This is a genomic window from Bradyrhizobium xenonodulans (assembly GCF_027594865.1).
Lineage (GTDB): Bacteria > Pseudomonadota > Alphaproteobacteria > Rhizobiales > Xanthobacteraceae > Bradyrhizobium > Bradyrhizobium xenonodulans.
The window spans coordinates 7,529,130-7,555,888 of sequence record NZ_CP089391.1; the positions used below are offsets into that span (position 1 = coordinate 7,529,130).

At 64.9% G+C, this 26,759-nt stretch carries 24 protein-coding genes; 9 read left to right on the plus strand and 15 right to left on the minus strand.

All coding sequences use genetic code 11. The features are described 5' to 3' along the window. Positions 1–126 precede the first annotated feature (126 nt). Positions 127–1,827 carry an SGNH/GDSL hydrolase family protein gene (locus I3J27_RS35530; protein WP_270163466.1) on the plus strand — a complete coding sequence of 567 codons (1,701 nt, stop codon included), beginning with the start codon at positions 127–129 and terminating at the stop codon, positions 1,825–1,827. A 169-nt stretch (positions 1,828–1,996) separates the two neighbouring features. Here the strand turns inward: I3J27_RS35530 and I3J27_RS35535 are convergent, their stop codons facing one another. Both I3J27_RS35535 and I3J27_RS35540 read right to left on the minus strand, forming a co-directional pair. Further along, positions 1,997–2,374: a CsbD family protein gene (locus I3J27_RS35535; protein WP_254136393.1), complete on the minus strand. Its 378-nt coding sequence runs from the start codon at positions 2,372–2,374 to the stop codon at positions 1,997–1,999. Positions 2,375–2,443: 69 nt separating this feature from the next. Beyond that, on the minus strand, positions 2,444–3,181 hold the full coding sequence (locus tag I3J27_RS35540; protein WP_270163467.1) for an SDR family NAD(P)-dependent oxidoreductase: 738 nt from the start codon (positions 3,179–3,181) through the stop codon (positions 2,444–2,446). Positions 3,182–3,277: 96 nt separating this feature from the next. Here I3J27_RS35540 and I3J27_RS35545 point away from each other — a divergent pair, with 96 nt between their 5' ends. Together I3J27_RS35545 and I3J27_RS35550 are read left to right on the plus strand one after the other, a co-directional pair. Continuing rightward, positions 3,278–4,057, plus strand: a complete 780-nt coding sequence (locus I3J27_RS35545) for an SDR family NAD(P)-dependent oxidoreductase (protein WP_270163468.1) — start codon at positions 3,278–3,280, stop codon at positions 4,055–4,057. 97 nt (positions 4,058–4,154) lie between these two features. Then, the gene (locus I3J27_RS35550) at positions 4,155–5,042 is read left to right on the plus strand and encodes a TauD/TfdA dioxygenase family protein (protein WP_270163469.1); all 888 of its coding nucleotides are present in this window, start codon (positions 4,155–4,157) and stop codon (positions 5,040–5,042) included. 152 nt (positions 5,043–5,194) lie between these two features. Here I3J27_RS35550 and I3J27_RS35555 read toward each other — a convergent pair whose 3' ends face one another. Continuing rightward, positions 5,195–5,839, minus strand: a complete 645-nt coding sequence (locus I3J27_RS35555; protein WP_270163470.1) for a YqgE/AlgH family protein — start codon at positions 5,837–5,839, stop codon at positions 5,195–5,197. Positions 5,840–6,023: 184 nt separating this feature from the next. On the opposite strand from I3J27_RS35555, the gene I3J27_RS35560 reads away from it, so the two are divergent. The 3 genes from I3J27_RS35560 (at position 6,024) to I3J27_RS35570 (ending at position 9,777) form a co-directional block, all read left to right on the plus strand. Further along, positions 6,024–6,866, plus strand: coding sequence for a protein-disulfide reductase DsbD domain-containing protein (locus I3J27_RS35560; protein WP_270163471.1), 843 nt, complete (start codon positions 6,024–6,026; stop codon positions 6,864–6,866). A gap of 531 nt (positions 6,867–7,397) precedes the next feature. Then, complete coding sequence (locus I3J27_RS35565; RefSeq protein WP_270172972.1) at positions 7,398–8,765, plus strand: flippase; 1,368 nt, start codon at positions 7,398–7,400, stop codon at positions 8,763–8,765. A 187-nt stretch (positions 8,766–8,952) separates the two neighbouring features. Then, positions 8,953–9,777 carry a sulfite exporter TauE/SafE family protein gene (locus I3J27_RS35570; RefSeq protein ID WP_270163472.1) on the plus strand — a complete coding sequence of 275 codons (825 nt, stop codon included), beginning with the start codon at positions 8,953–8,955 and terminating at the stop codon, positions 9,775–9,777. A 143-nt stretch (positions 9,778–9,920) separates the two neighbouring features. Here I3J27_RS35570 and I3J27_RS35575 read toward each other — a convergent pair whose 3' ends face one another. The 12 genes from I3J27_RS35575 to cysG all read right to left on the minus strand — a co-directional run bounded on the left by I3J27_RS35575 (position 9,921) and on the right by cysG (position 21,124). Further along, positions 9,921–10,709 carry a 3-hydroxybutyrate dehydrogenase gene (locus tag I3J27_RS35575; protein WP_270163473.1) on the minus strand — a complete coding sequence of 263 codons (789 nt, stop codon included), beginning with the start codon at positions 10,707–10,709 and terminating at the stop codon, positions 9,921–9,923. Between the two features lies 1 nt (position 10,710). Further along, the gene (locus I3J27_RS35580; RefSeq protein ID WP_270163474.1) at positions 10,711–11,886 is read right to left on the minus strand and encodes a DUF3734 domain-containing protein; all 1,176 of its coding nucleotides are present in this window, start codon (positions 11,884–11,886) and stop codon (positions 10,711–10,713) included. Positions 11,887–11,965: 79 nt separating this feature from the next. After that, positions 11,966–12,466 (minus strand): CAP domain-containing protein, encoded by a 501-nt coding sequence (locus I3J27_RS35585; RefSeq protein ID WP_270163475.1) that lies wholly within the window; start codon positions 12,464–12,466, stop codon positions 11,966–11,968. Positions 12,467–12,546: 80 nt separating this feature from the next. Further along, on the minus strand, positions 12,547–13,584 hold the full coding sequence (locus I3J27_RS35590; RefSeq protein WP_270163476.1) for a sulfate/molybdate ABC transporter ATP-binding protein: 1,038 nt from the start codon (positions 13,582–13,584) through the stop codon (positions 12,547–12,549). Beyond that, a complete protein-coding gene (gene cysW / locus I3J27_RS35595; protein ID WP_270163477.1) occupies positions 13,574–14,485 on the minus strand; it encodes a sulfate ABC transporter permease subunit CysW in 912 nt (303 codons plus the stop codon). The genes I3J27_RS35590 and cysW overlap by 11 nt, the downstream gene beginning before the upstream one ends. Before the next feature lie 9 nt (positions 14,486–14,494). Then, positions 14,495–15,280, minus strand: a complete 786-nt coding sequence (gene cysT, locus I3J27_RS35600; protein ID WP_035963341.1) for a sulfate ABC transporter permease subunit CysT — start codon at positions 15,278–15,280, stop codon at positions 14,495–14,497. An 88-nt stretch (positions 15,281–15,368) separates the two neighbouring features. Then, positions 15,369–16,382 (minus strand): sulfate ABC transporter substrate-binding protein, encoded by a 1,014-nt coding sequence (locus tag I3J27_RS35605; protein ID WP_370691917.1) that lies wholly within the window; start codon positions 16,380–16,382, stop codon positions 15,369–15,371. A gap of 112 nt (positions 16,383–16,494) precedes the next feature. Beyond that, positions 16,495–17,220, minus strand: coding sequence for a phosphoadenylyl-sulfate reductase (locus tag I3J27_RS35610; protein WP_270163479.1), 726 nt, complete (start codon positions 17,218–17,220; stop codon positions 16,495–16,497). After that, entirely contained in the window at positions 17,217–17,732 is a 516-nt protein-coding gene (locus I3J27_RS35615; RefSeq protein WP_270163480.1) for a DUF934 domain-containing protein, read from the minus strand. Before I3J27_RS35615 ends, I3J27_RS35610 begins: the two co-directional genes overlap by 4 nt. Beyond that, positions 17,719–19,374 (minus strand): nitrite/sulfite reductase, encoded by a 1,656-nt coding sequence (locus I3J27_RS35620; RefSeq protein WP_270163481.1) that lies wholly within the window; start codon positions 19,372–19,374, stop codon positions 17,719–17,721. Before I3J27_RS35620 ends, I3J27_RS35615 begins: the two co-directional genes overlap by 14 nt. A gap of 11 nt (positions 19,375–19,385) precedes the next feature. Beyond that, entirely contained in the window at positions 19,386–19,703 is a 318-nt protein-coding gene (locus I3J27_RS35625; RefSeq protein WP_270163482.1) for a DUF2849 domain-containing protein, read from the minus strand. After that, the gene (cysG, locus tag I3J27_RS35630; protein ID WP_270163483.1) at positions 19,700–21,124 is read right to left on the minus strand and encodes a siroheme synthase CysG; all 1,425 of its coding nucleotides are present in this window, start codon (positions 21,122–21,124) and stop codon (positions 19,700–19,702) included. The genes I3J27_RS35625 and cysG overlap by 4 nt, the downstream gene beginning before the upstream one ends. 244 nt (positions 21,125–21,368) lie before the next feature. Here cysG and cysD point away from each other — a divergent pair, with 244 nt between their 5' ends. The 3 genes from cysD (at position 21,369) to I3J27_RS35645 (ending at position 26,672) form a co-directional block, all read left to right on the plus strand. After that, positions 21,369–22,163, plus strand: coding sequence for a sulfate adenylyltransferase subunit CysD (gene cysD, locus I3J27_RS35635; protein WP_270172973.1), 795 nt, complete (start codon positions 21,369–21,371; stop codon positions 22,161–22,163). 20 nt (positions 22,164–22,183) lie between these two features. Further along, a complete protein-coding gene (gene cysC / locus I3J27_RS35640) occupies positions 22,184–24,100 on the plus strand; it encodes an adenylyl-sulfate kinase (protein WP_270163484.1) in 1,917 nt (638 codons plus the stop codon). 406 nt (positions 24,101–24,506) lie between these two features. Next, a complete protein-coding gene (locus tag I3J27_RS35645) occupies positions 24,507–26,672 on the plus strand; it encodes a malate synthase G (RefSeq protein ID WP_270163485.1) in 2,166 nt (721 codons plus the stop codon). Positions 26,673–26,759: the final 87 nt, after the last annotated feature.

Consider the following 26,759-nt stretch of genomic DNA (forward strand, 5'->3'; position numbering starts at 1 on the left):
GGCTGTTCCCCGGTGTATGGGGCAGGAATTCACGAGAAAATCTGCAACGGAATCTGCCCGTTTGGCGCCTGATTCCGTTATTATATCGAACCGCTCCCGACCCCCATTGCGCGTGCCCGAGATCGCATGTCGAAGCCCAAGTCCTTCTTCAAGGCGCTGACCGAGACCGGCCCGCTGATCGCGCTGGGAACGGCGCTTGCGATCCTGATCGGGGTCGCGGGGCCCGCGTCGGCCCAGTTCTTCAACTTCCCCGGCTTCGGCGGTCCGCCGCAGCGTTCGGCGCCCCCGCCGCCGCGCGGCGGTGGAGGTGGTGGCGGCGGCTGGTTCGGCGGCGACTTCTTCGCACCATTCCAGCAGCAACCGCAGCAGGCGCCGCGTCAGGATTTTTCGCGCGCCCCGGCGCCGGCCAAGCGCGACACCATTCCCGACAAGAACGTGCTGGTGATCGGCGACGGCATGGCGGACTGGCTCGCTTACGGCCTGGAAGACGCCTACACCGAGCAGCCCGACATGGGCGTGATCCGCAAGCACAAGACCACGTCCGGCCTGATCAAGTATCAGCCGCGCGGCGAGCCCTCGGACTGGGCGGCGGCGGCGAAGGGCATTCTGGAGACCGAAAAGCCCGACGTGATCGTCGTCATGCTCGGTCTCAACGACCGCATTGCGATCCGCGAAGCCGCGCCCGATAAATCGGACAAGGCTTCGGACAAGGACAAGAAGAACGACAAGGGCGCGCGCGCCAAGCAACCCGCCAAGCCCGGCGACGCCAAACCCAACGACAGCGCCGCCAAGCCGGACGACAAGCCCGCCGATTCCGACCTGCCGCAAGACGACGCCGACAACGCCGATACACCGGCGGCCGCGCCCGAAAAGACGGCGCGCAACCCGAACAGCCTCTACGAATTCCGCGACGAGCGCTGGGTCGAGCTCTACGGCAAGAAGATCGAGGAGCTCGCGGGCGTGCTCAAGGCCAAGGGCGTACCGGTGCTCTGGGTCGGCCTGCCCGCGATCCGCGGCCCGAAGGGCACGGCGGACATGCTGTTCCTGGATTCGCTCTATCGCGAAGGCGCCGCCAAGGCCGGCATCACCTATGTCGACGTCTGGGACGGCTTCGTCGACGAAGCCGGCCGCTTCCTCCAGAAGGGCCCAGATTTCGAAGGCCAGATCCGTCAGCTCCGCAGCTATGACGGCGTCTATTTCACCAAGCCCGGCGCCCGCAAGCTCGCCCACTATGTCGAGCGCGAGATCACGCGCCTGCTGGCGGGACGCTCCGGTCCGATCGCGCTGCCGAGCGAGCCTGCGACCCCCGACACCAGCGCCGAGCCCGGCAAGCCCGCGCCGCGGCCGCTGGCGGGACCGATCGTGCCACTGGTCGCAGCCTCGATCTCGACCGATCAATTGCTGGGCGGTCCGGGCTCGCGTCCCGCCGCCGTCGATGCGCTGGCCGCAAAGACGATGGTGAAGGGTGAGCCGCTGGCCGCGCCTGCGGGCCGCGCCGACGATTATGCCTGGCCGCGCCGCGAAGTCGGCCGCGAGCAGGCCAAGGGCGATACGCCGATGGCGGCGACGACGCCCGACGGCGGCGCTGCTCCGGGCACACCGGGTGCAGCCGCCGCGATCGCGCCGCAAAAGCTCGCGCCGAAGAAGCCGCCGGTGCAGCCGCAGCAGCCGGCCCAGGCATCGCCGTCATTCCGCGATTTCTTCGGCTTCGGCTCGCCGCAGCCACCGCCGCGTCAATTGGCGCCGGCGCCGCGCAACCCGAATCCCAATCCCGCGGTCCCGCGTCCGCCGGGCAATGTCGGGCGAGCGGCGGAGATGTTCCGGTAAGCGAAGGTCTCGTGTCCCGGACCCGGCGCAGCACCTCCTGGTGATGCGACGACCCAGCATTGCGGCATTCACAAAAGAATCGGCCCCGGCTCGGCAATGCAGCTTCCGGACGATGCTGCGCATCGCCTAGGCCGCATTGCGTCCGGGGCGCGAGAGACGTGGCGGGTGCTCAGCCGTAATAGCGCCAGCGCGACGGCGGGGGACGACGGGCGGGGCGCGACATCAGAAGCGCGAGCGCGAAGCCGATGCCGCCGGCGACCAGCAATGCGCCGAGCGGATTGTCCTGCACCTTCTTCGAAATCGCCTGCGTGCCATCGCGAAGCGTGTCGCCGCTGTTGTCGTAGGCGTCCTTGGCATAGCTTGCCGCGGTGTCCGTGGCGTCACGCACGGCGTCCTTGGCCTGGCCGTAGAGATTCTGCACGGTGCCTGCGGCTTCCCGCGCCTTGCCTGATGCCTGTGTCTGCGCATCGCCTGCGAGATCACCGACAGCGCCTTCCGCGCGTCCAGCGAATTCCTTGGCCGATCCGACAATCCGATCCTTGTCCATGATGCTCCTCCTCGGGGGTCAGCCCAAGTAACCGATCAGGAGCAGCGCAGTTCCAAAGGGTTTAGAGGTTTAGAGAATGAGCCCACCATCGACGACCAGCGTCTGGCCGATGATGTAGGACGACAGCGGCGAGGCCAGGAACAGGGCCGCGCCCGCCATGTCGGCGGGCGTGCCCAGGCGCCGCAGCGGAATGCGCGACAATGCACCTTCGAGCCGCTTGGGATTGTCGGTCGTCACCTTCGTCATCTTGGTGTCGACGAGCCCGGGCGCGATGCCGTTGACGCGGATACCATCCTCGGCCCAGGCCTCGCCCAGCGTCCGCGTCAATCCGACCGCACCGGTCTTCGAGGCGTTGTAGGCGGGATTGCCCATGGTGGAATGATAGGCCGCAGTCGACGACACCATGATCAGCGCGCCCCTGGAATCCCGCAACATGGAATGAAATCGCGTCGCGCACGCCATCAGGCTCATCAGATTGATCTCGACGACCTTGCGGAAACCGCCCATCTCGAACTCGCCGCGCCGATAGAGCACCGCGCCTTGCGCGAGCACCAGGATATCGAGCCGGTCGAACGACGGCTTGAACGCTTCGATCGCGCCGGCATTGCCGACATCGAGCTGCGCATAGGCAAGACCAGCGAGATCGGAGCCTTCCTCCGCCGAATATTCCTTCGCGTGAGCACGCGTGCCGCAAACCGCAACTGTTGCGCCCCGCGCGCGAAAGGCTTGCGCGATGCCGTTGCCGATGCCGCTGGAACCGCCGACGACCAGCACCTGTCTGCCTGAGAAATCCAGCTCGTTCGCCATCGCGGCCTCCCCTTTGTCTTGCTTGTTTGACCTGTCTGCGGATCGATGCCAGCCTTGTCAATCATAACAAGAACGAGCGGGGAGCGAGGAAACAGCATGTCCGATTTCAAGCAGCTCAGCCGGTCCGTGAAGGGACTGACCGTTCTCGTCACGGGTGCGGCGAGCGGCATGGGCCGCGCGACCGCACGCGTGTTCGCAGCCGAAGGCGCAAGCGTCGCCGTCACGGATTATGACGAGCAAGGCGCGCTATCCGTCGCAAAGGAGATCGCGGCGAGCGACGGTTCAGTGAAGGCGTGGAAGCTCGACGTCGCCGACGGCGGCGAGATCAAGCGCGTCGTCGGCGATGTCGCCGCGCATTTCGGCGGCCTCGACATCATCGTCAACAATGCCGGCATTTCCGTACGCGTCGCGATCGACGACGAGGCTTACGAAGATGCCTGGGCCAGAGGCATCGCGGTGATGCTGACGGCGCATCCGCGCATCATCCGGGCCGCGCTGCCGCATTTGCGCAAATCGAAGAGCCCGCGCATCGTCAACATCGCCTCGACCGAGGCGCTCGGCGCCACCGCATTGCACAGCCCCTATTCGGCGGCGAAGGGCGGCGTGGCGAGCCTCACGCGCTCGCTTGCCGTCGAGCTGGGCCGCGAAGGCATCACCGTCAACTGCATCTGCCCGGGGCCGATCCGCACCGCCATCACCGACCGCATCTCCGAGGAGCACAAGACCATCTACGCCAAGCGCCGCACCGCACTCGGCCGCTACGGCGATCCCGAGGAGGTCGCGCATATGACGCTCAGCCTGTGCCTGCCGGCCGCGTCCTTTCTCACCGGCGCGGTGATCCCGGTCGACGGCGGCCTGATGGCGCGCAACGCCTAAGAGGTATGCTGCCCAAGCGTTGACATCGCAGGCGGCCGGAGTAGCTTTTTCGCCAACAGAGCGGGAGCAACCGCTCGCGGTTCGCGGGAGAAACGCCATGACGATCGCCATCCGGCAGCTTCAGACGCATTTTGTCGGCGAGGTTTCCGGCCTCGATCTGCGAAAGCCTCTCACCGAGGCCGAGGCGCGCGAGGTCGAGGCCGCCATGGACAAATACGCGGTGCTGGTCTTCCACGACCAGGACATCACCGACGAGCAGCAGATGGCCTTCGCGCTGAATTTCGGCCAGCGTGAGGACGCGCGCGGCGGCACCGTGACCAAGGAGAAGGACTACCGGCTCCAATCCGGACTGAACGACGTCTCCAATCTCGGCAAGGACGGCAAGCCGCTCGGGAAAGACAGCCGCGCACATCTGTTCAACCTCGGCAACTGCCTGTGGCATTCCGACAGCTCGTTCCGTCCCATCCCGGCAAAATTCTCGCTGCTGTCGGCGCGGGTGGTGAACCCGAAAGGCGGCAACACCGAATTCGCCGACATGCGCGCCGCCTATAACGCGCTCGACGAGGAGACCAAGGCGGAGATCGAGGATCTCGTCTGCGAACATTCGCTGATGTATTCGCGGGGATCGCTCGGCTTCACCGAATACACCGACGACGAGAAGCAGATGTTCAAGCCGGTGCTGCAACGGCTGGTACGGACCCATCCGGTGCATCGGCGCAAGTCGCTCTATCTGTCATCGCATGCCGGCAAGATCGTCGGCATGAGCGTGCCGGAGGGCCGGCTGCTGCTGCGCGATCTGAATGAGCACGCGACGCAGGGCGAATTCGTCTACGTCCACAAATGGAAGCTGCATGACCTCGTGATGTGGGACAACCGCCAGACCATGCACCGCGTCCGCCGCTACGACCAGTCCCAGCCCCGCGACATGCGCCGCGCGACGGTGGCGGGGACCGAGCCGACGATGCAGCAGCAGGCGGCGGAGTAGACGTCAGTCAGCGCTGTACAGCGCTACTCAGCACAGGTGTCATCGCCCGCTTGACCGGGCGATCCAGTACTCCGAGACGGTTGTGATAGAGCCGACGGGCTGCGGCGTACTGGATGCCCCGGTCGAGCCGGGGCATGACAGCGAGAATGACGCTACGCGTGCCCGGCCTCGTTCGAGAGCATGCCGGGATCGATGCCGATCTTGCGCAGCGCGCGGCCGTACTTCTCGTCGACGTCGTCGCCGAAGATCAAATCCGAATCGGCATCGCAATGCAGCCAGCCATTGCTCTGGATTTCGGTTTCGAGCTGGCCCGGCGCCCAGCCGGCATAGCCGAGCGCGAGGATGGCGTGCTTGGGGCCGGAGCCGTTGGCGATCGCCCGCAGGATGTCGACGGTCGCCGTGAGGCAGACGCCGTCGTCGATCCGGAGCGTCGCGTTCTCGATGTAGAAGTCGCTGGAGTGCAGCACGAAGCCGCGGCCGGTATCGACCGGGCCGCCGCGCAGCACTTTCATGCTTTCGGCGTTCTCCGGCAGCTTGATGTGCTCGCCCTTCTTGATGATGCCGAGTTGCTCCAGCAGTTCGGGGAAGTCGATGCTGCCGGCCGGGTGGTTGACGATGATGCCCATCGCCCCCTCCGCCGAATGGGCACAGAGATAGATCACGGAGCGTTCGAAGCGGGAATCGCCCATCACGGGCATCGCAATCAGGAGCCGGCCATCGAGATAGCCGGCCGAGTTGGGGAGCGCAGGGCCTGGCTTGCGGGTGCTTTCGCCCGTCCTTTTTCCTGTGGGAGCCATCGGTCAAGCACTCCGGTTTCAATTCCTATCCTGATGTCGGGCCGGGCCGCTGTCAAATCAAGGCTCGTAGGTCAAGACTTGTAGATCAAGGCTTCCAGGTCAAGACTTGCAGAGACTTGATTCAAGTGCATCCATCACAAGCAATTCAATGGTTTGCCCAGAGGCCACCCTGTAAAGACGTGCCATGCTGACAAGAGTTCCCATGCGTGCGGCGATTGGCGTCGCGACAACCCTGCTCGCGTCGTCGCTGGCGCTTGCAGCCCGCGCGGACGACGCATCGCCCTGGCAGCGCGACGGACATTCCGCGGTGCGGCTGCTCGCGGGATCGCGCAGCGGCGCGGTCCTGCTCGGTGGTATCGCCTTCCAGATCCAGCCCGGGTGGAAGACCTACTGGCGCATGCCCGGTGATTCCGGCGTTCCGCCGCGCTTCAACTTCTCCAAGTCGGACAATGTCGAAGCTGTGACAGTGATGTGGCCGGCGCCGCTGAAGTTCGACGACGGCGCAGGCGGCCATTCGATCGGCTATCACGACCAGGTCGTGCTGCCCCTGCGTATCGTCGCCAAGGCCGCCGACAAGCCGGTAACCTTGCGCGCCGAGATCAATTACGCGGTCTGCGAAAAGCTCTGCATTCCCGTCGAGGCCAATGTCGAGCTCGGCTTCAACAACGTCGCCTCGACCGAAGATGCCAATCTACGTGCCGCGCTGGACACGGTGCCGAAGCCTGCCAATATCGGCGATCCCAATCCGCTCACGATCCGCGACGTCAAGCGTGACGGGCCTAAGAACGTGGTGGTCGATGTGGTCGCGCCTGCGGACGCGCGCGGTATCAATCTGTTCGTGGAGGGGCCGACGCCGGATTGGGCGTTGCCGATTCCCGCGCCGGTCGAGCCCAGTCCGGCTGGCGTGAAACGGTTTACGTTCGAACTCGACGGACTGCCGCCGGGCGCCAAGCCCGACGGTGCGGCGCTGAAGTTCACGCTGGTCGGGGCGGAGAAGTCGTACGAATTCAATACGAATTTGGAGTGAGGCGTCAGGATGCAGGGCAGACCTTCGAGGTCTGCTTTTCCTGCAGTTTCTTGGTGCAATACAGGCTGCATCGCTGACCCCCGACCTTGGCGCAGTAGGCCAGGCACTTGTCGTATGAGCATCCCCACGCGTCTGCTCGCACTGGCGCCACGGAATAGAGATCGATGCTGGCGATTGCAGCGAGAACAGTCAGACCCGTCAGAAATCGACGCATCATTCGCTCCTCTTGAAAGCCGGTGATCAACGCAGACATCTCGCCGAGAATTCGAGGCGGACAAGAGTTGGAGATGATCCTCGACCGGCCCGACACCGGGCCAAAATCCGTGCGTACGCGGTCGGCAGCGCAAATTCCAAATGAAACCAATATGCTTGTATCCTAGCAGCGCAGCTCCGCTCCGCAAGGAGGGAAGCGTGCTTCCGCGCACCGGCCGTCGCCAGGGCAACTGCGCGACGATCCAACCGAATCTTAACGAATGGTTGCTAAGCCCGAAGGCTGCCAGAACAAGCCTGATGCCCCGGGGACCCTTCGACGTGGCCGTGATGGATGCAGAACCCGCAACGACCGGACCTGCCGGCCTCATCGCACGGCTGCGCGGAAAATTGACGGGCGGATCGAGCGAGGCGTCGCTGACGCGGCGGCTGGCCGGCACCATCTTCATCATCCGCGTCGTCAGTGCCGGGCTCGCCTATTTCTCGCAGGTGCTGCTCGCGCGCTGGATGGGCACGTCCGACTACGGCATCTATGTCTACGTCTGGACCTGGGTGCTGCTGCTCGGCAGCATGATGGATTTCGGCATCTCCGCCTCCGCGCAAAAGATCATCCCGGAATACCGCACCAGCGGCGAGCATGCGCTGCTGCGCGGCTTCCTCTCCGGCAGCCGTTGGCTGACCTTCGCCGTCTCGACGCTGGTATCGCTCGGCCTTGCCGGCCTCGTAAAGCTGCTGTCGCCCTGGATCAATCCGGCCGAGGTGTTGCCGCTCTATATCGGCTGCATGACGCTGCCCGCCTTCGTCGTCGCCAACACCCAGGACGGCATCGCGCGCTCGCATGACTGGATGCAGCTCGGCCTGATGCCGCAATTCATCATTCGCCAGGCGCTGATCATCGGCATCACGGCTATCGCCTTCCTGCTCGGCTATCATCTCGGCGCGGTCGCCGCGATGGTCGCAAGTGCCGGCGCGGTGTGGATCGCGATGACCGGGCAGATGGTGGTGCTGAACCGCAAGCTCGCCGATCACATCGAGCCAGGCCCCAAGGCCTATGACATCGGCGGCTGGCTCGCCGTGTCGCTGCCGATCCTGCTGGTCGAGAGCTTCTATCTGCTCTTGTCCTACACCGACGTGCTGGTGCTGCAGCAGTTTCGCCCCTCCGACGAGGTCGGCGTCTATTTCGCGGTGGTGAAGACGCTGGCGCTCGTCTCCTTCATCCACTACGCGATGTCGGCAACGACGGCGCATCGTTTTGCCGAATACAACGCGATCGGCGACAAGGCGCGCCTGTCGGCCTATGTCGCGCATGCCATCAACTGGACGTTCTGGCCGTCGCTGGCCGCGACCATCGTGCTGCTTGCGCTCGGCAAACCGTTGCTCTGGCTGTTCGGACCGCAATTCGTGGTCGGCTACGACATCATGTTCGTCGCCGCGATCGGGCTCGTGGTGCGCGCCGCGATCGGCCCGGTCGAACGCCTGCTCAACATGCTCGGCCAGCAGAAGATCTGCGCGCTGGCCTACGCGCTGGCCTTCGTCATGAACGTCGTGCTGTGCATCGTGCTGGTGCCGCGCTACGGCGGCCACGGCGCGGCCGCCGCGACCTCGATCTCGCTCACCTTCGAGACGGTGCTGCTGTTCTGGATCGTGCGCCAGCGGCTGGGCCTGCATGTGCTGGCGTTTGGCAAATAGGCGCTGCGCGTCCGCAGGCATCGGGGAACGACCGTTTCGCCGCATGCTTGCGAGGGAGGTGAAACTCCTACCCATTCACGACCGGCAGCATGATTTTTCTTATTCCTTCCAAGTAGTTGCACCCCAGGGAAAGTTTATTCTACGTCGTATTGCTCAACTGACGAGATAAACCTAAGATTCCCCGGACATGATTGATCCACTCTACGTCGCCTCCGGATTCGGCGTCGGCCTGCTCGTCGGGATGACCGGCGTGGGCGGCGGCTCGTTGATGACGCCGCTGCTGATCCTGCTGTTCGGCATTCATCCATCGACCGCGGTCGGCACCGACCTGCTCTATGCCGCCGCCACCAAGACCGGCGGCAGCGTGGTGCATGGCTGGTCGCGCAGCGTGCATTGGCCGGCGGTGCTGCGGCTGGCCTGCGGCAGCCTTCCGGCGAGCGCGCTGACCCTGCTCGTGCTGTGGAAGCTCGACCTCAAGAGCGATTCCGAGCGCGGCCTGGTCAATCTGGTGTTGTGCTTCGCGCTGCTTCTGACCGCGACCTCGCTGATCTTCCGCAAGGCGATCATGGAGCGTTATCGCCGGCGCCTGGAGCAGGTCGACGACCGCACCACCGCGATCGCGACGGTCATCACCGGAATCGTGCTCGGTGTGCTGGTCTCGATTTCATCGGTCGGCGCCGGCGCGGTCGGCGTCACCGTTCTGCTGCTGCTCTATCCGCGGCTGCCGATGTCGAGCATCGTCGGCTCCGACATCGCCCATGCCGTGCCGCTGACGCTGGTCGCCGGCATCGGGCACTGGGCGCTCGGCGACGTGGACTGGGCGCTGATGGGCGTGCTGCTGATGGGCTCATTGCCCGGCATCATCGTCGGCAGCTATAGCGCGACGCGGGTGCCCGAGACGGTGCTGCGCCTGACGCTTGCCAGCGTGCTGTTCGTGGTCGCCGGCAAGATCATGTTCGCGGAGCTGAATTTGTCGTCGGCGTTCGTGACGGCGCTGGCCTGGGGGCATTAGGCAGAAAGCGGCAACCGCCTCGCCCTCGGTTTCGTAGGGTGGGCAAAGCGAAGCGTGCCCACGCTTTTCTTGAATTGGAGAGAAATGGTGGGCACGGCACTGATGCGCCTTTGCCCACCCTACGGCTCCTCGTTCCGGAACGCCTACTCCGCCGTCCAACCACCGTCGATCGACAGGTTCGTACCCGTGATCTGCGCGGCATCGTCGCCGCACAGGAACAGCGCGAGCGCTGCGACCTGCTCGGACGTCACGAACTCCTTGGTCGGCTGCGCATCGAGCAGCACGTCGTTGATGACCTGCTCGCGCGTCAGGCTGCGGGCCTTCATCGTGTCGGGGATCTGCTTCTCCACCAGCGGCGTCCAAACATAGCCGGGGCTGATGCAGTTGCAGGTGATCTTGTGGGTCGCAACCTCGAGCGCCACGGTCTTGGTGAGACCCGCGATGCCGTGCTTGGCCGACACATAGGCCGACTTGAAGGGCGAAGCGACCAGCGAGTGGGCCGACGCCGTGTTGATGATGCGGCCCCAGCCTTTCTTCTTCATGCCGGGGACGGCCGCGCGGATGGCGTGGAAGGCCGAGGACAGGTTGATCGCGATGATCTGGTCCCACTTCTCGATCGGAAACTCCTCGATCGGCGAGACGAACTGGATGCCGGCATTGTTGACGAGGATATCGACCGAACCGAAGCTCTTCTCGCCGAGCGCGATCATCCCGGCGATTTCCGCCGGCTTGGTCATGTCGGCGGGCGAATAGACCGCCTTCACGCCGAAATCGGACTCGATCTTGGCGCGCTCCTTCTCGATGTCCTCCGGCGAGCCGAAGCCGTTGATGACGACATTGGCGCCCGCAGCGGCGAAGGCGCGCGCGTAGGCAAGCCCGATGCCGCTGGTCGAACCTGTGACGACGGCATTCTTGCCTGACAGACTACCCATATCATTCGCTCCTTTTTGGCGGGGGCGCAGTGACGTCCCCCGTGAGATCGTAGGTCACCATGGTCTCGCCGGACTGCGGCTTCTCGAGCCAGTCCTTGTGGCGCATCGACAGATGCACATCGCGCACGCCGGCTTCCCAATGCTCGACCATGGCGACATGCGAGAAGTCGTAATCCTTGGACGAGGATTCGTAGTTCTTGCTGCGGTAGATCAGGTGCACCACGGTGACGGTGCTTTCACGCGATACCTTGGCAAGGAATTCCACGGAAGGATCGTTCTTCAGATAATCGGGCAATTTCGAAATCAGGTCGCGCACGGCCCTGCGGGCGTTGTGCACCTGCTTGTTCTTGTCGGTGTTCATCCGCGTGCGGCTGGAGAAACGGATGTCCTTCTCGCGCTCGGTGGCCTCGAGCAGCGAATTCGGCAAATCGCCGCGGGCGGAAAACAGATCGACCTGGAAGATCAGCATGTCGCGATCGACCTCGGCATCGAGCACGTAGTCGAGCGGCGTGTTGGAGGCGATGCCGCCGTCCCAGTAATGCTCACCGTCGATCACGACGGACGGAAAACCCGGCGGCAGTGCGCCGGAGGCCATGATGTGCTCCGGGCCGATCTTCTTGCCGAGCTTCTTGAACTCGTAATTGTCGAAATATTTGAAGTTGCCCGAGGTGACGCCGACGGCGCCGACCGACAGGCGGGTCTTCAGATCGTTGATGCGGTCGAAATCGACCAGGCGCTCCAGCGTCCTCTTCAGCGGTGCGGTGTCGTAATAGCTTTCGGCCTGCGGGCTGCCGGGCGGCCACAGCGGCGCGGGCGGGATGCGCGGCGTGAAGAAGCCGGGCACGCCGAAGGTCGCGATCAGCGCGGCGCTGGTCGAATTGAACAGCTCGCGGCTATGGTCGCTCTTGCCGATCGGCTTCCACGGCACCGGCGCCGAAACCATCTCCCAGAATTCCTTGAGCCGCTCGACACGGGTGCGGCCCTCGTTGCCGGCGATGATGGCGGCGTTGACCGCGCCGATCGAGATGCCGGCGACCCAATCCGGCTCGAAGTCGAAATGGCACAGCGACTGATAGGCGCCGGCCTGATAGGAGCCGAGCGCGCCGCCGCCCTGGAGCACCAGGACGCGTTGCGCCTTCGCGGGGACTGTTGCGACTTCCGGGCTGTGATCGGTCATGCGGGGGACATTAACAAAAGGCGAGCCACCGTGGCGACAGTTCGCCACGGCGTCAATGCATCCCGGGATCAAGTCTGGCTTATCGCTCCGTCGAGGCCAGGATCATGGTCCAGAACACCTTGTATTTGGTGCCTGGAGCATAGCCCGCCGCGATGCCCAGTTTTGTGACACCGCTCTTGAGCATGTTGGCGCGGTGCGGAGGCGAGTCGCGCCAACCGGAAAACGCTTCCGCCAGCGTATGATAGCCGGCCGAGACGTTCTCGACCGCCACCGTCGCCGGATAGCCGCCGCCGGCAAGGCGCTTGGCCAGCGGCGCGCGGACGTCGTGGTCCATCTTGTTGGCCGCCGCCATGGCCTGGGACTGGGATTCGGCAAGCCGCATCAGATCGGGGTCGATCACGACGGTGCCGAGCCCGTTGTTCTGGCGGTATTGCGAGATCATGATCGCGGCCGCCTGCGCATCGAGCTTTGAGCCCGGAACGGACATATCGGCATACATCGACGGCTGCTGGACCGGCGCTTCGTTGCCGGCGCAGCCGGCGAGAAGCAAAAGAATGAGAATCGCGGCCGCAGCGCGCATGAATCGGGCCCCCAAAGGAAGGGCCGTTGTTGCATACCAACCGTGGCTGAAAGGTGAATTTTGAGGAAAATTCGACCCGCTCAGGCGCCCGCAAAGATCCGGTAGCGGCGAGGCTCGAGGCCGATCGTGTCGCCGGCGCGCAGTTCCCTGTCGCGGGGCGCATCGATCTCGATGGTCTCGCCGCCCGACAGCGCGACCTCGGCCCGCTGTACGGGACCGAAATTGCGGACGTGCTGCACGGCGCCCTCGAAGGCGCCGCTGCCGGGCGGGCCAACCAGCATGTCATGTCGCCGCACGAATAGTTTTGACGCGCCAGGCACCAGGCCGTCTGCTGCAAGATTGAGCAAGCGGTCGCCGAGCCTGATCACGCCGCCCTCGACCTGGACCGGCAGCTCGATGGACTCGCCGATGAAGCCGTGGACGAAGGCGGTCGCCGGGCTTTCATAGACGTCGTCGGGCGAGCCGATCTGCTCGATCTTCCCCTTGTCCATCACCACAACGCGGTTGGCGACTTCGAGCGCCTCCTCCTGGTCGTGGGTGACGAAGATCGAGGTGACGTTGATCTCATGGTGCAGCGAGCGCAGCCATTTGCGCAGCTCCTTGCGCACTTTGGCGTCGAGCGCGCCGAAGGGCTCGTCGAGCAGCAGGATGCGCGGCTCGATCGCGAGCGCGCGGGCGAGCGCGATGCGCTGGCGCTGGCCGCCGGAAAGCTGGCTCGGATAGCGGTCGGCGAGCCAGTCGAGCTGCACGAGGTCGAGCAGCTCCTTGACCCGCGCACGGATGGTCGCTTCGTCCTTGCGGACCGTGCGGGGCTGCACGCGCAGGCCGAAGGCGACGTTCTCGAACACCGTCATGTGGCGGAACAGCGCGTAGTGCTGGAACACGAAGCCGACGTGGCGCTCGCGCGCGCCCTGCGCCAGCGCGTCCTCGCCGTTGAAGGAGACGTCGCCCGTATCAGGCCAATCGAGGCCGGCGATGATCCGCAGCAGCGTGGTCTTGCCGGAGCCCGACGGGCCGAGCAGCGCCAGCAGCTCGCCGTCATTGACCTTGAGGTCGACGCCGTCGAGGGCGGCAAAACTGCCGAACTTCTTGACGAGATTTTTGACTTCAATGGTCACTTGCGTCGTCTCCTTCGTCGAGGTGACGTTCGAGAATGGTCTTGGCGATGAGCGTGATCAGCGCCAGCATCGCGAGCAGCGAGGCGATCGCGAAGGCGGCGACGAACTGGTACTCGTTGTAGAGAATCTCGACCAAGAGCGGCATGGTGTTGGTCTCGCCGCGGATGTGGCCGGAGACGACCGAGACCGCACCGAACTCGCCCATCGCGCGGGCGTTGCAGAGCAGGACGCCGTACAGCACGCCCCATTTGATGTTCGGCAGCGTGACGCGGAAGAAGGTTTGCAGGCCCGAGGCGCCGAGCGAGATCGCGGCCTCCTCCTCCTGCGTGCCCTGCTCCTGCATCAGCGGGATCAGCGCGCGCGCCACGAAGGGGAAGGTCACGAAGGTCGTCGCGAGCGCGATGCCGGGCACCGCGAACAGGATCTGGATGTCGTGATCCCGCAGCCAGTTGCCGAAATAGCCCTGCGCGCCGAACAGCAGCACGAAGACGAGGCCCGAGATCACCGGGCTCACCGAGAACGGCAGGTCGATCAGCGTGATCAGGAAGGTCTTGCCCGGGAATTCGAATTTGGCGATCGCCCAGGCCGCGACGAGACCAAACACGAGATTGAGGCCGACCGAGATCCCCGCGACGATCAACGTCAGCTTGATCGCCGCCAGCGCCTCCGGCTCGGCGAGCGCGGCGAGATAGGCGAGAATCCCCCTCGAGAACGCTTGCGCGAACACCAGGACAAGCGGCAACACGACGAAGACGGTGAGGAAGGTCACCGCCAGCGCGATGATGACGACGCGCACGGCGCGCGGTTCGGTGCGGAGGCTGTCGCGTGCCGCGGCGGCGTGGGCACGCGCTTTCGCATCTAGCGACGAGAGCGAAACCGAATCTGCGATCTGCATCGTCATGATCCGCCCTCAGCGCGCCGGGATCCGGCTCTGCGCCCAGCGCTGGAGCCGGTTCACGGCGAAGATGATGACGAAGGACACGACGAGCATGACCACCGCGATCGCGGTCGCGTCGGCGTAGCGGAATTCGGACAGCCGGATCACGATCAACAGCGGCGCGATCTCGGACACGTTCGGCAGATTGCCGGCAATGAAGATCACCGAGCCGTATTCGCCGACCGCGCGGGCAAAGGCGAGTGCGAGCCCGGTCAGCAGTGCCGGCCCGAGCGAGGGCAGGATCACGCGAATGATGGTCTGCCAGCGGCTGGCGCCGAGACTGCCCGCGGCCTCCTCGATCTCGGGGTCGAGATCCTGGAGCACCGGCTGCACGGTGCGCACCACGAAGGGAATACCGATGAAGATCATGGCGACGAAGATGCCGACCGGCGTGAACGCCACCTTGATGCCGGCCGCGGCGAGCGGCGCGCCCAGCCAGCCCTTTTCGGCGAACAGCGCGGTCAGTGCGACGCCGGCGACCGCCGTCGGCAGCGCAAAGGGCACGTCGACGATCGCATCGAACAGGCGGCGGCCGGGGAAGCGATAGCGCACCAACGCCCAGACGATGATGCTTCCCATGACGAGATTGACGCAGGCCGCGGCGAAGGCGAGGCCGAAGGAGACGCGAAGCGCATTCAAGGTGCGCCGGCTGGAGAGGATGTTCCAGAATTGCTCGGGGCTCAGTTCGAGCGATTTCAGGAACAGCCCGGCGAGCGGAATCAGAATGATGATGGATAGCCAGGACAGCGTCAGTCCCATCGTGAGACCGAAGCCCGGCAATGTCCGTCGTCGTGCTGCAACTGCGCTCACCGGGCCCCCTGCTAAAGCCTCTTAAGACGGCGCCAGATCAGTTCTTATAGATCTGGTCAAAGATGCCGCCGTCGGCAAAATGGTCCTTCTGCGCCCTGGTCCAACCACCAAAAACGTCGTCGATCGTGAATAGTTCGACCTTGGCGAAGGAATTTTCGTACTTCTTGGCGATCTCGGCATCGCGCGGGCGGTAGAAATTGCGCGCGGCGATCTCCTGCCCCTCCTTGGTGTACCAGTACTGAAGATAGGCATCGGCGGCGTTGCGAGTGCCCTTCTTATCGGCAACCTTGTCGACGATCGCGACCGGCGGCTCGGCGAGGATCGATAGCGGCGGCGCCACGATCTCGAACTTCTGCGCACCAAATTCCTTTAGGGCGAGATAGGCCTCGTTCTCCCAGGCCAGCAGCACGTCGCCGACACCGCGCTCGACGAAGGTGACGGTGGCGCCGCGCGCGCCGGTGTCGAGCACGGGCACCTGCTGGTAGAGCTTTCCAATGAAGTCCTTGGCCTTGTCGGCGGAGCCGTATTTCTTCTGCGCAAAGCTCCAGGCCGCCAGGTAATTCCAGCGCGCGCCGCCCGACGTCTTCGGGTTCGGCGTGATGACGGCGACGCCCGGCTTGAGCAGGTCGTCCCAGTCCTTGATGCCCTTCGGATTGCCCTTGCGCACCAGGAACACGATGGTCGAGGTGTAGGGCGATGAATTCTGCGGCAGGCGCTTCTGCCAGTCGGCCGTGGTCAGGCCCTTGGCGGCGATCGCGTCGATGTCATAGGCGAGCGCGAGCGTCACCACATCGGCCTGCAAACCGTCAATCACCGCACGCGCCTGCGAACCGCTGCCGCCGTGCGACTGCTTGATCTCGACGCTCTTGCCGGTTTCCTTTTGATAGGCGGTTGCGAATGCCTTGTTGAACTCGGCATAGAGCTCGCGCGTCGGATCGTACGACACGTTCAGCAAATTGATGTCGGCGGCAAGAGCGGAGCTTGCCAAGAAAACCGTCACGAGAAGTCCTGCAGCGAGCGGAACGATACGACGCATCATATCCATCTCCATTCACTTCGATGACGTCAGTGTCAGCGAAGGCGTGCAGGCATAACTCGGATCGAAACGCGCTTAAGTCAACGGAACCGGATTTTCTTGTTTGTAGCCGGGCAGCGTGACTGTGCTACGAAGTCTTCATCGTGTGAATGCCGCATTCCGTCTTGGCCCGGCCGCGCCAGCGACCCGCGCGCTCATCCTCGCCCTCGGCCGTTCTGCTCGTGCAAGGCATACACCCAACGGACAGAAAACCCGACGACGCAAGTGGATGACGCGGCAATTTGGCGCGGACGAAAATCGCCTCGAGTTCCTCGCGCGAGACGTTGGCGAACGGATTGAACTTCAACCGCGCGCCGTCGTCCTCGACCACCGGAATGTCGGCGCGGGCATTGCCCTGGAAGCGCTTGCGGCCATTGAGCCAGGCCGAAAACGGCTTCAGCGCACGCGCCAGCGGCTCCACTTTGCGGATGCGGCAGCAGGCGTCGGGATCGGAGAACCAGAGGTCCCGCTCGGGATCCTCCCGCGTCAGCGTCTCCTCGGCCGGCTTGATCGAGCGGACGTCCTTGAGGCCCAGCGTCGCGATCAGCGTATCGCGATAGGCCAGCGTCTCCTCGAACAACCAGCCGGTGTCGAGGAAGATCACGGGGATCGCCGGATCGACGTCCGCCATCACCTTGAGCAGCGTCGCCGATTCCGTGCCGAACGACGACACCAGCGCGAGTTTTTCGCGCCCGACCGTCTTCAGCGCCGCGGCGATGACTTCCGCAGGCGATGCATCGCGTAAGCTCCGATCGAGCTCTTCCGCCGAAGGCAGCGCGGAGACAGATGAAACCTGGGGCGCGATCGCGTTCACGTGCCGACACCTTCCGAATGACGAAGCTGCATACGCCGGTGCAGCGCCGTGATGCGGCCGTCGCCGGTCGGCTGGTAGAACACCGAATAGCGCTTGGCCGTCTGCATGAAGGCTTCGGCGTCGGCCTGCTTCTTGACCTCGAAGGAATCGAATCCGGCACGCAGCATGAACACGAACTGATCGCGCAGGATCTGCCCGGTCGCACGCAACTCGCCGCGATAATTGTAGCGCTCGCGCAGCAGTCGCGCCTGGCTGTAGGCACGCCCGTCGCGGAAGGTCGGGAACACCAGCGCGACGACGGCGATCTTGCCGAGGTAGGGCACCAGTTCGCCGATGTCGCGATTGTTCGGCCAGATCACGCCGACCTTGCCGGTGCGCTTGAGCAGCGCATCCGCCTCACCGAGGAAACGCTCGGCCGGGACCAGGATGTCGCCGCCCTCGGGCAGCGGCGTATCGACGGCCAGCTTGGCAAAGCTGTCGTCGGCGATTTTTCCACCGTTAACGAGTGGCATAGACGCGCTCCTTGAAGGGTTCGACGCCGAGGCGCTTCACCGTGTCGATGAACAGCTCGTCGGGCCGCTCGCGCAGCGCAAGATAGGCTTCCACGACGTCCTCGATGACGTCGGCGACTTCGTCGAACTTGACGCCGGGGCCGATCAGATTGCCGAGCGCCGCGCCCTCGTCAGCACGGCCGCCGATGGTGATCTGGTAGACCTCCTCGCCGTTCTTCTCGACGCCGAGAATGCCGATATGGCCGACATGGTGATGGCCGCAGGCGTTGATGCAGCCGGAGATGTTGATGTGGAGACGGCCGATCAGATTGGCGAGCTCGTGGTTGGCGAAGCGCCGTGTCAGCTCCTGCGCGATCGGGATCGAGCGCGCGTTCGCCAGCGAGCAATAGTCCAGACCCGGGCAGGCGATGATGTCGGTGATCAAATTGACGTTCGGCGTGGCGAGGCCAAGCTTGTCGAGCGCCTTCCACAACGCCGGCAGGTCGCGCTTGGCGACGTGGGGCAGCGCCAGGTTCTGCTCGTGACCGACGCGGATCTCACCGAAGGAATATTTGTCGGCGAGATCGGCCAACGCGTCCATCTGCTCGGCCGTGGCATCGCCCGGAGGCGCGCCGATCGGCTTCAGCGAAATGGTGACGATCGAATAGCCCTGCACCTTGTGCGGGGCGACCGAGTTCTTGCGCCACGCCTCGAAGTCCGCGTCCGCCGCAGCCTGACGCAGCTCGTCCGGCATGTGCGGCAGCTTCTCGTAGGACGGATAGGTAAAGCGCGAGCGGATATCCTCGATCACCTCGTCGTCGATCTGGAGCGAGGAGTTGCGGATGTGCTGCCACTCCTCCTCGACCTCGCGCGAGAACTTCTCGATGCCGAGCTCGTGCACCAGGATCTTGATGCGCGCCTTGTAGATGTTGTCGCGGCGGCCGTACTGGTTGTAGACGCGAAGGATCGCCTCGATGTAGCTGAGGATATCGCGGCCGTGGACAAAGTGCTTGATGGTCTTGCCGATGAACGGTGTGCGGCCGAGACCGCCGCCGACCAGAACCTCGAAGCCGGTCTCGCCCTTCTCGTTCTTGATCAGCTTCAGCCCGATGTCGTGGATCTTGATCGCGGCGCGGTCATGGTCCGACGCGGTGATCGCGATCTTGAACTTGCGCGGCAGGAACGAGAATTCCGGATGCAGCGTGGTGTGCTGGCGGATCAGCTCCGACCAGATGCGGGGATCCTCGATCTCGCCCGGTGCGACGCCGGCCCACTGGTCCGAGGTGACGTTGCGCATGTTGTTGCCGGAGGTCTGCATCGCGTGGATGCCGACTTCGGCGAGATCAGCCAGCGCATCCGGCAGCTCGGCGAGCTTGATCCAGTTGAACTGGATGTTCTGCCGGGTGGTGAAGTGGCCGTAGCCGCGGTCATATTTGCGGGCGACATGGGCAAGCGCCCGCAGCTGGTTCGTCGCCAGCGTCCCATAGGGGATCGCGACGCGGAACATGTAGGCGTGCAGCTGGAGATAGACGCCGTTCTGGAGCCGCAGGATCTTGAACTCGTCCTCGGTAAGCTCGCCGGAGAGGCGGCGCTTAACCTGGTCGCGGAACTCCGAGACGCGCTCGTTGACGAGCGTGCGGTCGATTTCGTCGTAAGCGTACATAAGCGAATGCCTTAAGCCTGGGCCGGCTGTCCGATGGTCACACCGGTGCGGCGGATCTGTTCGCGCAGATTGCCGGGTTCGATCTTGCCGTCCTCGCCGACCTGCACCGGGGCGATATAGGGGCCGATCGCGCCGACGTCATCGGCGACGGACTCCGAAAGCAGCGCTTTGGCCTCGTCGGAGTTGCGCACGATTGCGGCTTCCGACAGGTCCGCGGACCAGCTCTTGGCGGCGGTGCGGTAGACCACGATGCCATCCCAGGTGCGGTTGGCGGTCACGACCGAGGGGCCGGCGATCTTGATCTTCTTCTGTTCAAGCGGGGAGGTCATTCGGCTGCATCCAATAGGTCAGAGATGATTTGGTTGGGTGTTTGGCGGCGAAGCGATCCGGCATGCCGGACCACGTCGCCGATGATGAGGATGGCGGGACCGCCATGGGTCCGCCGCACGAGTTCGGGCAGGTCGCGCAGCGTGCCGATCACACCTTGCGCATCGGGACGCGTGACGCGGGCGAACACGCCGACCGGCGTCTCCGGCGAACGGCCGGCGGCGAACAGGCCGGCGCGGATCGCGGGTGCGGCCGTCATGCCCATGTAGACCACGACGGTCATTTTGGTGTCGGTCAGCGTCGACCAGTCCACGACTTCCGCATCGCGCGCCTTGTGCGCGGTGAGGAAGGTGATGCGGGTCGCCTCATGACGATAGGTGAGCGGCACCTCGAAATCGGCGGCGCCGCCGAGCCCCGCGGTGATGCCGGGAATGATCGAATAGGCGATTCCGGCCGCGCGCAGCGCTTCGACCTCCTCGCCGCCGCGGCCGAACACGAAGGGATCGCCGCCCTTGAGACGCACGACGCGCTGGCCAGCCTGCGCGGCCTCGATCATGCGCTTGTTGATGGCATCCTGGCCGATGCCGGGCTTGCCGACGCGGCGGCCGACCGGAACGCGCGTCGTGTCGCGGCGGATGCGGTCGAGAATTTCGCCCGAGACCAGCTCGTCGTGAAAGACGATGTCGGCATCCTGGAGCGCGCGTAGCGCCTTGATGGTGAGCAGATCAGGGTCGCCCGGACCCGCGCCGACCAGCGCGACCGAGCCTTCTGGCTTGTCGGCACGCGCGAATTCCGAGGGATCGGCAATCGCCTTGAGCGCCGCATCTGCCTCGCCTTTGCGGCCGGCGAGCACGGACGCGCCGATCGGCCCGTCGATCACGCGCTCCCAGAAGCGGCGGCGCAGCGGGAACTCGGCAATGCGCTCGTTGATGGATTTGCGGAAGCCGCCGATGAACTCGGCCAGCTCGCCGATGCGCGCCGGCAGCAGCGCCTCGATCTTCTCGCGCACGCGACGTGCCACCACCGGCGAGGTGCCGCCGGTGCCGACCGCGACCACGACGTCGCCGCGATCGACGATCGCCGGGAAGATGAAGCTGGAGTGCTCGAGATCGTCCATGACGTTGACCGGCAGGCCCAGCGCCTTGGCGCGGACCGACATGGCAACGCCGACATCGCTGGCGCCCGCGCAAACGATCGCGATGACGCCTGCGAGATCGGCGGTCAGCGGATCTCCAGTCGCGATCTCGATACGTGCGGCGTCCTCGGGGCTGAGGCCCAGATCCTGATTGCCGTCGATCGCATGCACGCGGATGCGTGCGCCCGCGGCCGCGAGCACGCGCAATTTGGCGCGCAGAAGCTCGCCCGCGCCGATGAGAACCACCGGACCGGCCTTGAGATCGAGGAACACCGGCAAGAACCGCATACGATACTCGCTTCCCCCAATTCGGGGTTGACTGGAATTATTTTCTATATATGTGTCGTTTCGAGTGCGCAAAGAGAAAATTTTTTCTTCTCCTCTGCACTGCAACTATAGAATTTTCGCCTCCAAACGCAAAGTGGCAGAGATGCATCTTCTCAAGGACGATTCCGCAACTGGCGGACTGAGCAGCCCAGCCCTCGCCGAGCGCGTGCGCGCGCAAGAATTTTCTGCTGACCTTGCCCCGAGCATGGACCATCTCGACCAGCTCGAGGCGCAGAGCATCTACATCTTCCGCGAGGCCTTTGGCCGTTTGAAGAAGATCGCCCTGCTGTGGTCGCTCGGCAAGGACTCCAACGTCATGATCTGGCTGGCGCGCAAGGCCTTCTTCGGCCGCCTGCCGTTCCCGGCCCTCCATGTCGACACGGGCAAGAAGTTTCCGGAGATGTATCGCTTCCGCGATCATTACGGCAAGGAATGGGATCTCGATCTGCGCGTCGAGCCCTGCCCGCCCATCGATGCCGTCGACCCAACGCTGCCGCCGGCTGCCCGTTCCGCCGCGCGCAAGACGGAGGGCCTCAAGATGGCGCTCGGCAAATACGGCTTTGACGGTCTGATCGCCGGCATCCGCCGCGACGAGGAAGCCACCCGCGCCAAGGAGCGCGTGTTCTCGCCACGCGGTCTCGAAGGCAATTGGGACGTGCGCGACCAGCCGCCGGAGTTCTGGGATCATTTCAACGCCTCGCCGCCGCAAGGCGCGCATTTGCGCATCCACCCGATCCTGCATTGGACCGAGGCCGACATCTGGGCCTACACCAAGCGCGAGAACATTCCGATCATCCCGCTCTACCTCTCGCAAAACGGCAAGCGCTATCGCTCGCTGGGCGATCAGGACATCACCAACCCCGTGAACTCGACCGCGTCGAGCATCGACGAGATCCTGGCCGAGCTCGAGCAGACCAAGGTGCCGGAGCGCGCGGGCCGTGCGCTCGACCACGAGACCGAAGACGCCTTCGAGCGCCTTCGCGTCGCCGGCTATCTCTGATTCAAGGACGCTCCGCGGCTATGAACATGATCGTTACCCCCGCCTCGCCCGCCACGCCGAACGGCACCACGCGCCCGCAAGTGCGCATCGTCATCGTCGGCCATGTCGACCATGGCAAGTCGACGCTGGTCGGCCGCCTCTTGCACGAGACCGGCAGCCTACCCGACGGCAAGCTCGAGATGCTGAAGGCCGTCAGCGCACGGCGCGGCATGCCGTTCGAATGGTCGTTCCTGCTCGACGCGCTCCAGACCGAGCGCGACCAGGGCATCACCATCGACACCACGCAGATCCGCTTCCGCACCAATTCGCGCGACATCGTGCTGATCGACGCACCCGGCCATGCCGAATTTTTGCGCAACATGATCACCGGGGCGTCGCAGGCCGACGGCGCGGTGCTGATCATCGACGCGCTCGAAGGCGTACGCGACCAGACCAGGCGGCACGGCTATCTGCTGCATCTGCTCGGCGTGAAGCAGGTCGCGATCGTCGTCAACAAGATGGACCGCGTCGATTTCAGCGCCGATCGCTTCAAGGAAATCAGCGACGAGATCTCCGCGCATCTCAACGGCCTCGGCGTGACGCCGACGGCCGTGATCCCGATCTCTGCGCGTGACGGCGACGGTGTCGCCGAGCGCACCGACCGCATCTCCTGGTACAAGGGCCCGACCGTGGTCGAGGCTCTGGACCAACTCGAGCCGGCGCGGCCGCTGGAAGCCCTCGCACTGCGCCTGCCGGTGCAGGCGATCTACAAGTTCGACGACCGCCGCATCGTGGCGGGGCGCATCGAATCCGGCAGCCTCATTGCCGGCGACGAGATCGTGATCATGCCGGCCGGCAAGATCGCGAAGATCAAGACGGTCGAGAGCTGGCCGGTAACGCCGGTCGCCGGCCGTCAGGGCGCAGGCCGTTCGGTCGGCATCACGCTCGACCGCGAATTGTTCGTCGAGCGCGGCGACATCATCGCACACGCAAACGCTGCCCCGCGCGAGACGCGCCGTCTGCGTGCGCGCATTTTCTGGCTGCACGACAAGCCGCTGGCCAAGGGCGACCAGCTGCTGGTGCGCTGCGGGCCGAAGGAAAGCCGCGCCACCGTCGTCGCCATCGAGAAGGCGGTCGATCCCGGCGAGCTCTCCAGCACCGAGAACAAGGCGATCGGCCGCAACCACGTCGGCGAGATCGACATTTCTCTTTCGAATCCGATTGCCACCGATCCCTACACCGAGAATCCGCGCACCGGACGTCTCGTGATCGAGGTCTCCGGGCGCATCGCCGGCGGCGGTCTCGTGCTGTCGGTCGATGCCGGCCAGCGTGCCGTGCCTGTCGACATCGTGCCGGTTGAATCCGCCCTGCGGCCCGACGAGCGCTCCGCGCGCTATCAGCACAACGGCGCCGTGGTCTGGCTCACCGGCCTTCCCGCCTCCGGCAAGTCGACCCTGGCCAAGGCGCTGGAGCGGCGGCTGTTCACCAATGGCGGCTCGCCGATCCTGCTCGACGGCGACACGCTACGCGCCGGGCTCAACAGCGATCTCGGCTTCTCCGCCGCCGACCGCAGCGAGAACATTCGCCGCCTCGCCGAGGTCGCGACGCATCTCGCCCGCAACGGCCATATCGCCATCGTCGCCGCCGTCTCGCCCGCCCGCGAAGACCGCGCCACCGCGCGCCGCATCGCCGACAGCGCGTTCCGCGAGATCCATGTCGCGACGCCGGCCGGCGTGTGCGAGGAGCGCGACCCCAAGGGCCACTACAAGAAGGCCAGAGCCGGCGCGCTCGCTTCGTTCACCGGCATCGGCAATGACTACGAGACGCCGCAGGCCGCGGAGCTGGTGATCGACACCTCGACGCGGACGGTCGCCGAGGCGGCGGATGAGATCGAACAGATGCTGAAGACGACCGGCGTGCTGTTCGACGAAGTCGTGGATCTCGCCGCGAATATTTGAGGCCCGACTGCTGCACCGATCTCTGGCGTCGTCCTGGCCAGGACATCGCCAGTAATTCCGTCATCCTGCGGTGCGAGCCCTGTGGTGCGAATGCATCGCAGAGCGCCTCGAAGGATGGGCGGCCCCGATGCAGCCGGGCCGCCGCCCTTCGAGGGCCGCTGAAGAAGCGGCCACTTCCGGGTCACGGTGATAGATTGGGGATCGCGGCAACATACGCGCTCCAGTTTTCGCGCGGTAGACCGCGCTTGCCCCACCTCGCCTTGACATTTTGACAACTGTCGGGGGCCTTCTCACGGCCTCCTTTTTGGGGCTAATAGGGCCCCGAAAGCCGCCCTTTATGGGCGCATTTTGCTGCTGTCGGGTCAAAAGCAGCCAAAAACAGCCATTTCCAACAAGAAAGCCCATCATGAACCGCGTCGATGCCCACGGATTGAAGATCGCTCCCGTCCTGTTTGACTTCATCGCCAAGGAAGCGGCCCCGAAAACCGGGATCGCGCCGGATGCGTTCTGGGCCGGGGTTGCAGGCATCATCAAGGATCTGGGGCCGAAGAACCGCGCATTGCTGGCGGTGCGCGACACGCTGCAGGCCAAGATCGACGATTGGCACCGCGCCAACAAGGGCAAGGCGTTCGACCTCGATGCCTACACCGCTTTCCTGAAGGAGATCGGCTATCTCGTCCCGGAGCCGGCGACGCAGAAGGTCGAGACGGCCAATGTCGACGAGGAGATCGGCAAGATCTGCGGCCCGCAGCTCGTCGTGCCTCTCACCAATGCCCGCTACGCGCTGAACGCGGCGAATGCGCGCTGGGGCTCGCTCTACGACGCCTTCTATGGCACCGACGCGATCCCGCACGATCCGTCCGAAAGCGGCAAGGGCTATAACAAGGCGCGCGGCGACAAGGTGATCGCCAAGGCCAAGGCGTTCCTCGACGCCGCCGTGCCGCTGGCGACCGGCAGCCACACCGACGTCACCGCCTATAGCATCGTTGCGGGCCAGCTCGCGGTGAAGCTGAAGAGCGGCAATGCCACCGCGCTGAAGAACGCCGCGCAATTCGCGGGCTTCCAGGGCGATACTGCCGCGCCTTCCGCGGTGCTGCTCGCGAACAACGGCCTGCATGTCGAGGTCAAGATCGACCGCAACAGCGCGATCGGCAAGGACGATCCGGCCGGCGTCGCCGACATGATCATGGAATCAGCGGTCTCCACCATTCTCGACATGGAGGACTCGGTCGCCGCGGTCGATGCCGAGGACAAGGTGCTGGTCTATCGCAACACGCTGGGCCTGATGAACGGCACGCTGTCGGCCGATTTCGAGAAGGGCGGCAAGACGCTGACGCGCGCGCTCAACGCCGACCGCAGCTACAAGACGCCGGACGGCAAGGGCGAGGTCAAGCTGCACGGCCGCAGCCTGCTGTTGATGCGCAATTGCGGTCATCACATGTTCACCGACGCGGTGCTGGACGAGAAGGGCGAGGAGATTCCGGAAGGCCTGCTCGACGCCGCCGTCTCCGGCCTGCTCGCCATTCACGACCTCAAGGGCCATTCCAAGGTCAAGAACAGCCGCACGGGATCTGCCTATATCGTCAAGCCGAAGATGCACGGCCCCGACGAGGTGTCGCTGACCTGCGAGATCTTCGATCGCGTCGAGAAGATGCTGGGCCTGCCCGAGAACACGCTCAAGGTCGGTATCATGGACGAGGAGCGGCGCACCACCGTCAACCTCAAGGCCTGCATCCAGCGCGCCTCCAAGCGCATCATGTTCATCAACACCGGCTTCCTCGACCGCACCGGCGACGAGATCCACACCTCGATGGAAGCGGGTCCCATGATCCGCAAGAACGAGATGAAGGCGCAGGCCTGGATCAAGTCCTATGAGGACTGGAATGTCGACATGGGCCTGATCTGTGGCCTGCCCGGCCACGCCCAGATCGGCAAGGGCATGTGGGCGGCGCCCGACAAGATGGCCGACATGCTGGCGCAGAAGCTTGGCCATCCGCAGGCCGGCGCCACCACCGCCTGGGTCCCCTCGCCGACCGCCGCGACCCTGCACGCGCTGCACTATCACCAGGTCAACGTGACCGCGCGCCAGCAGGAGCTGACCAAGGGCGGCCCGCGCGCCAAGCTGTCGGACATCCTCACCATTCCGGTGTCGAAGTCGAATTGGGCGCCCGACGACGTCAAGCAGGAGATCGACAACAACTGCCAGGGCATTCTGGGCTATGTCGTGCGCTGGATCGACCAGGGCGTCGGCTGCTCCAAGGTGCCCGACATCCACGACGTCGGCCTGATGGAAGACCGCGCCACCTTGCGCATCTCCAGCCAGCATCTCGCCAACTGGCTGCACCAGGGCGTCATCACCGAAGCGCAGGTGATGGAATCGCTCAAGCGCATGGCCGTGGTCGTCGACAAGCAGAACGCGGGCGACGCCATCTACAAGCCGATGGCGCCCGCCTTCGACGGTACAGCCTTCAAGGCCGCCTGCGACCTCATCTTCAAGGGCCGCGAGCAGCCGAACGGCTACACCGAATACATCCTCACCGCCCGCCGCCGCGAGGCCAAGGCGCTTGGATAGCAAGGCGGCCGGCTAAGCCTGGTCACATCAACGTCAAAAGCCCTGGCGCAAGCCGGGGCTTTTTGTTGGGCGAAACGCCGCGGCGCG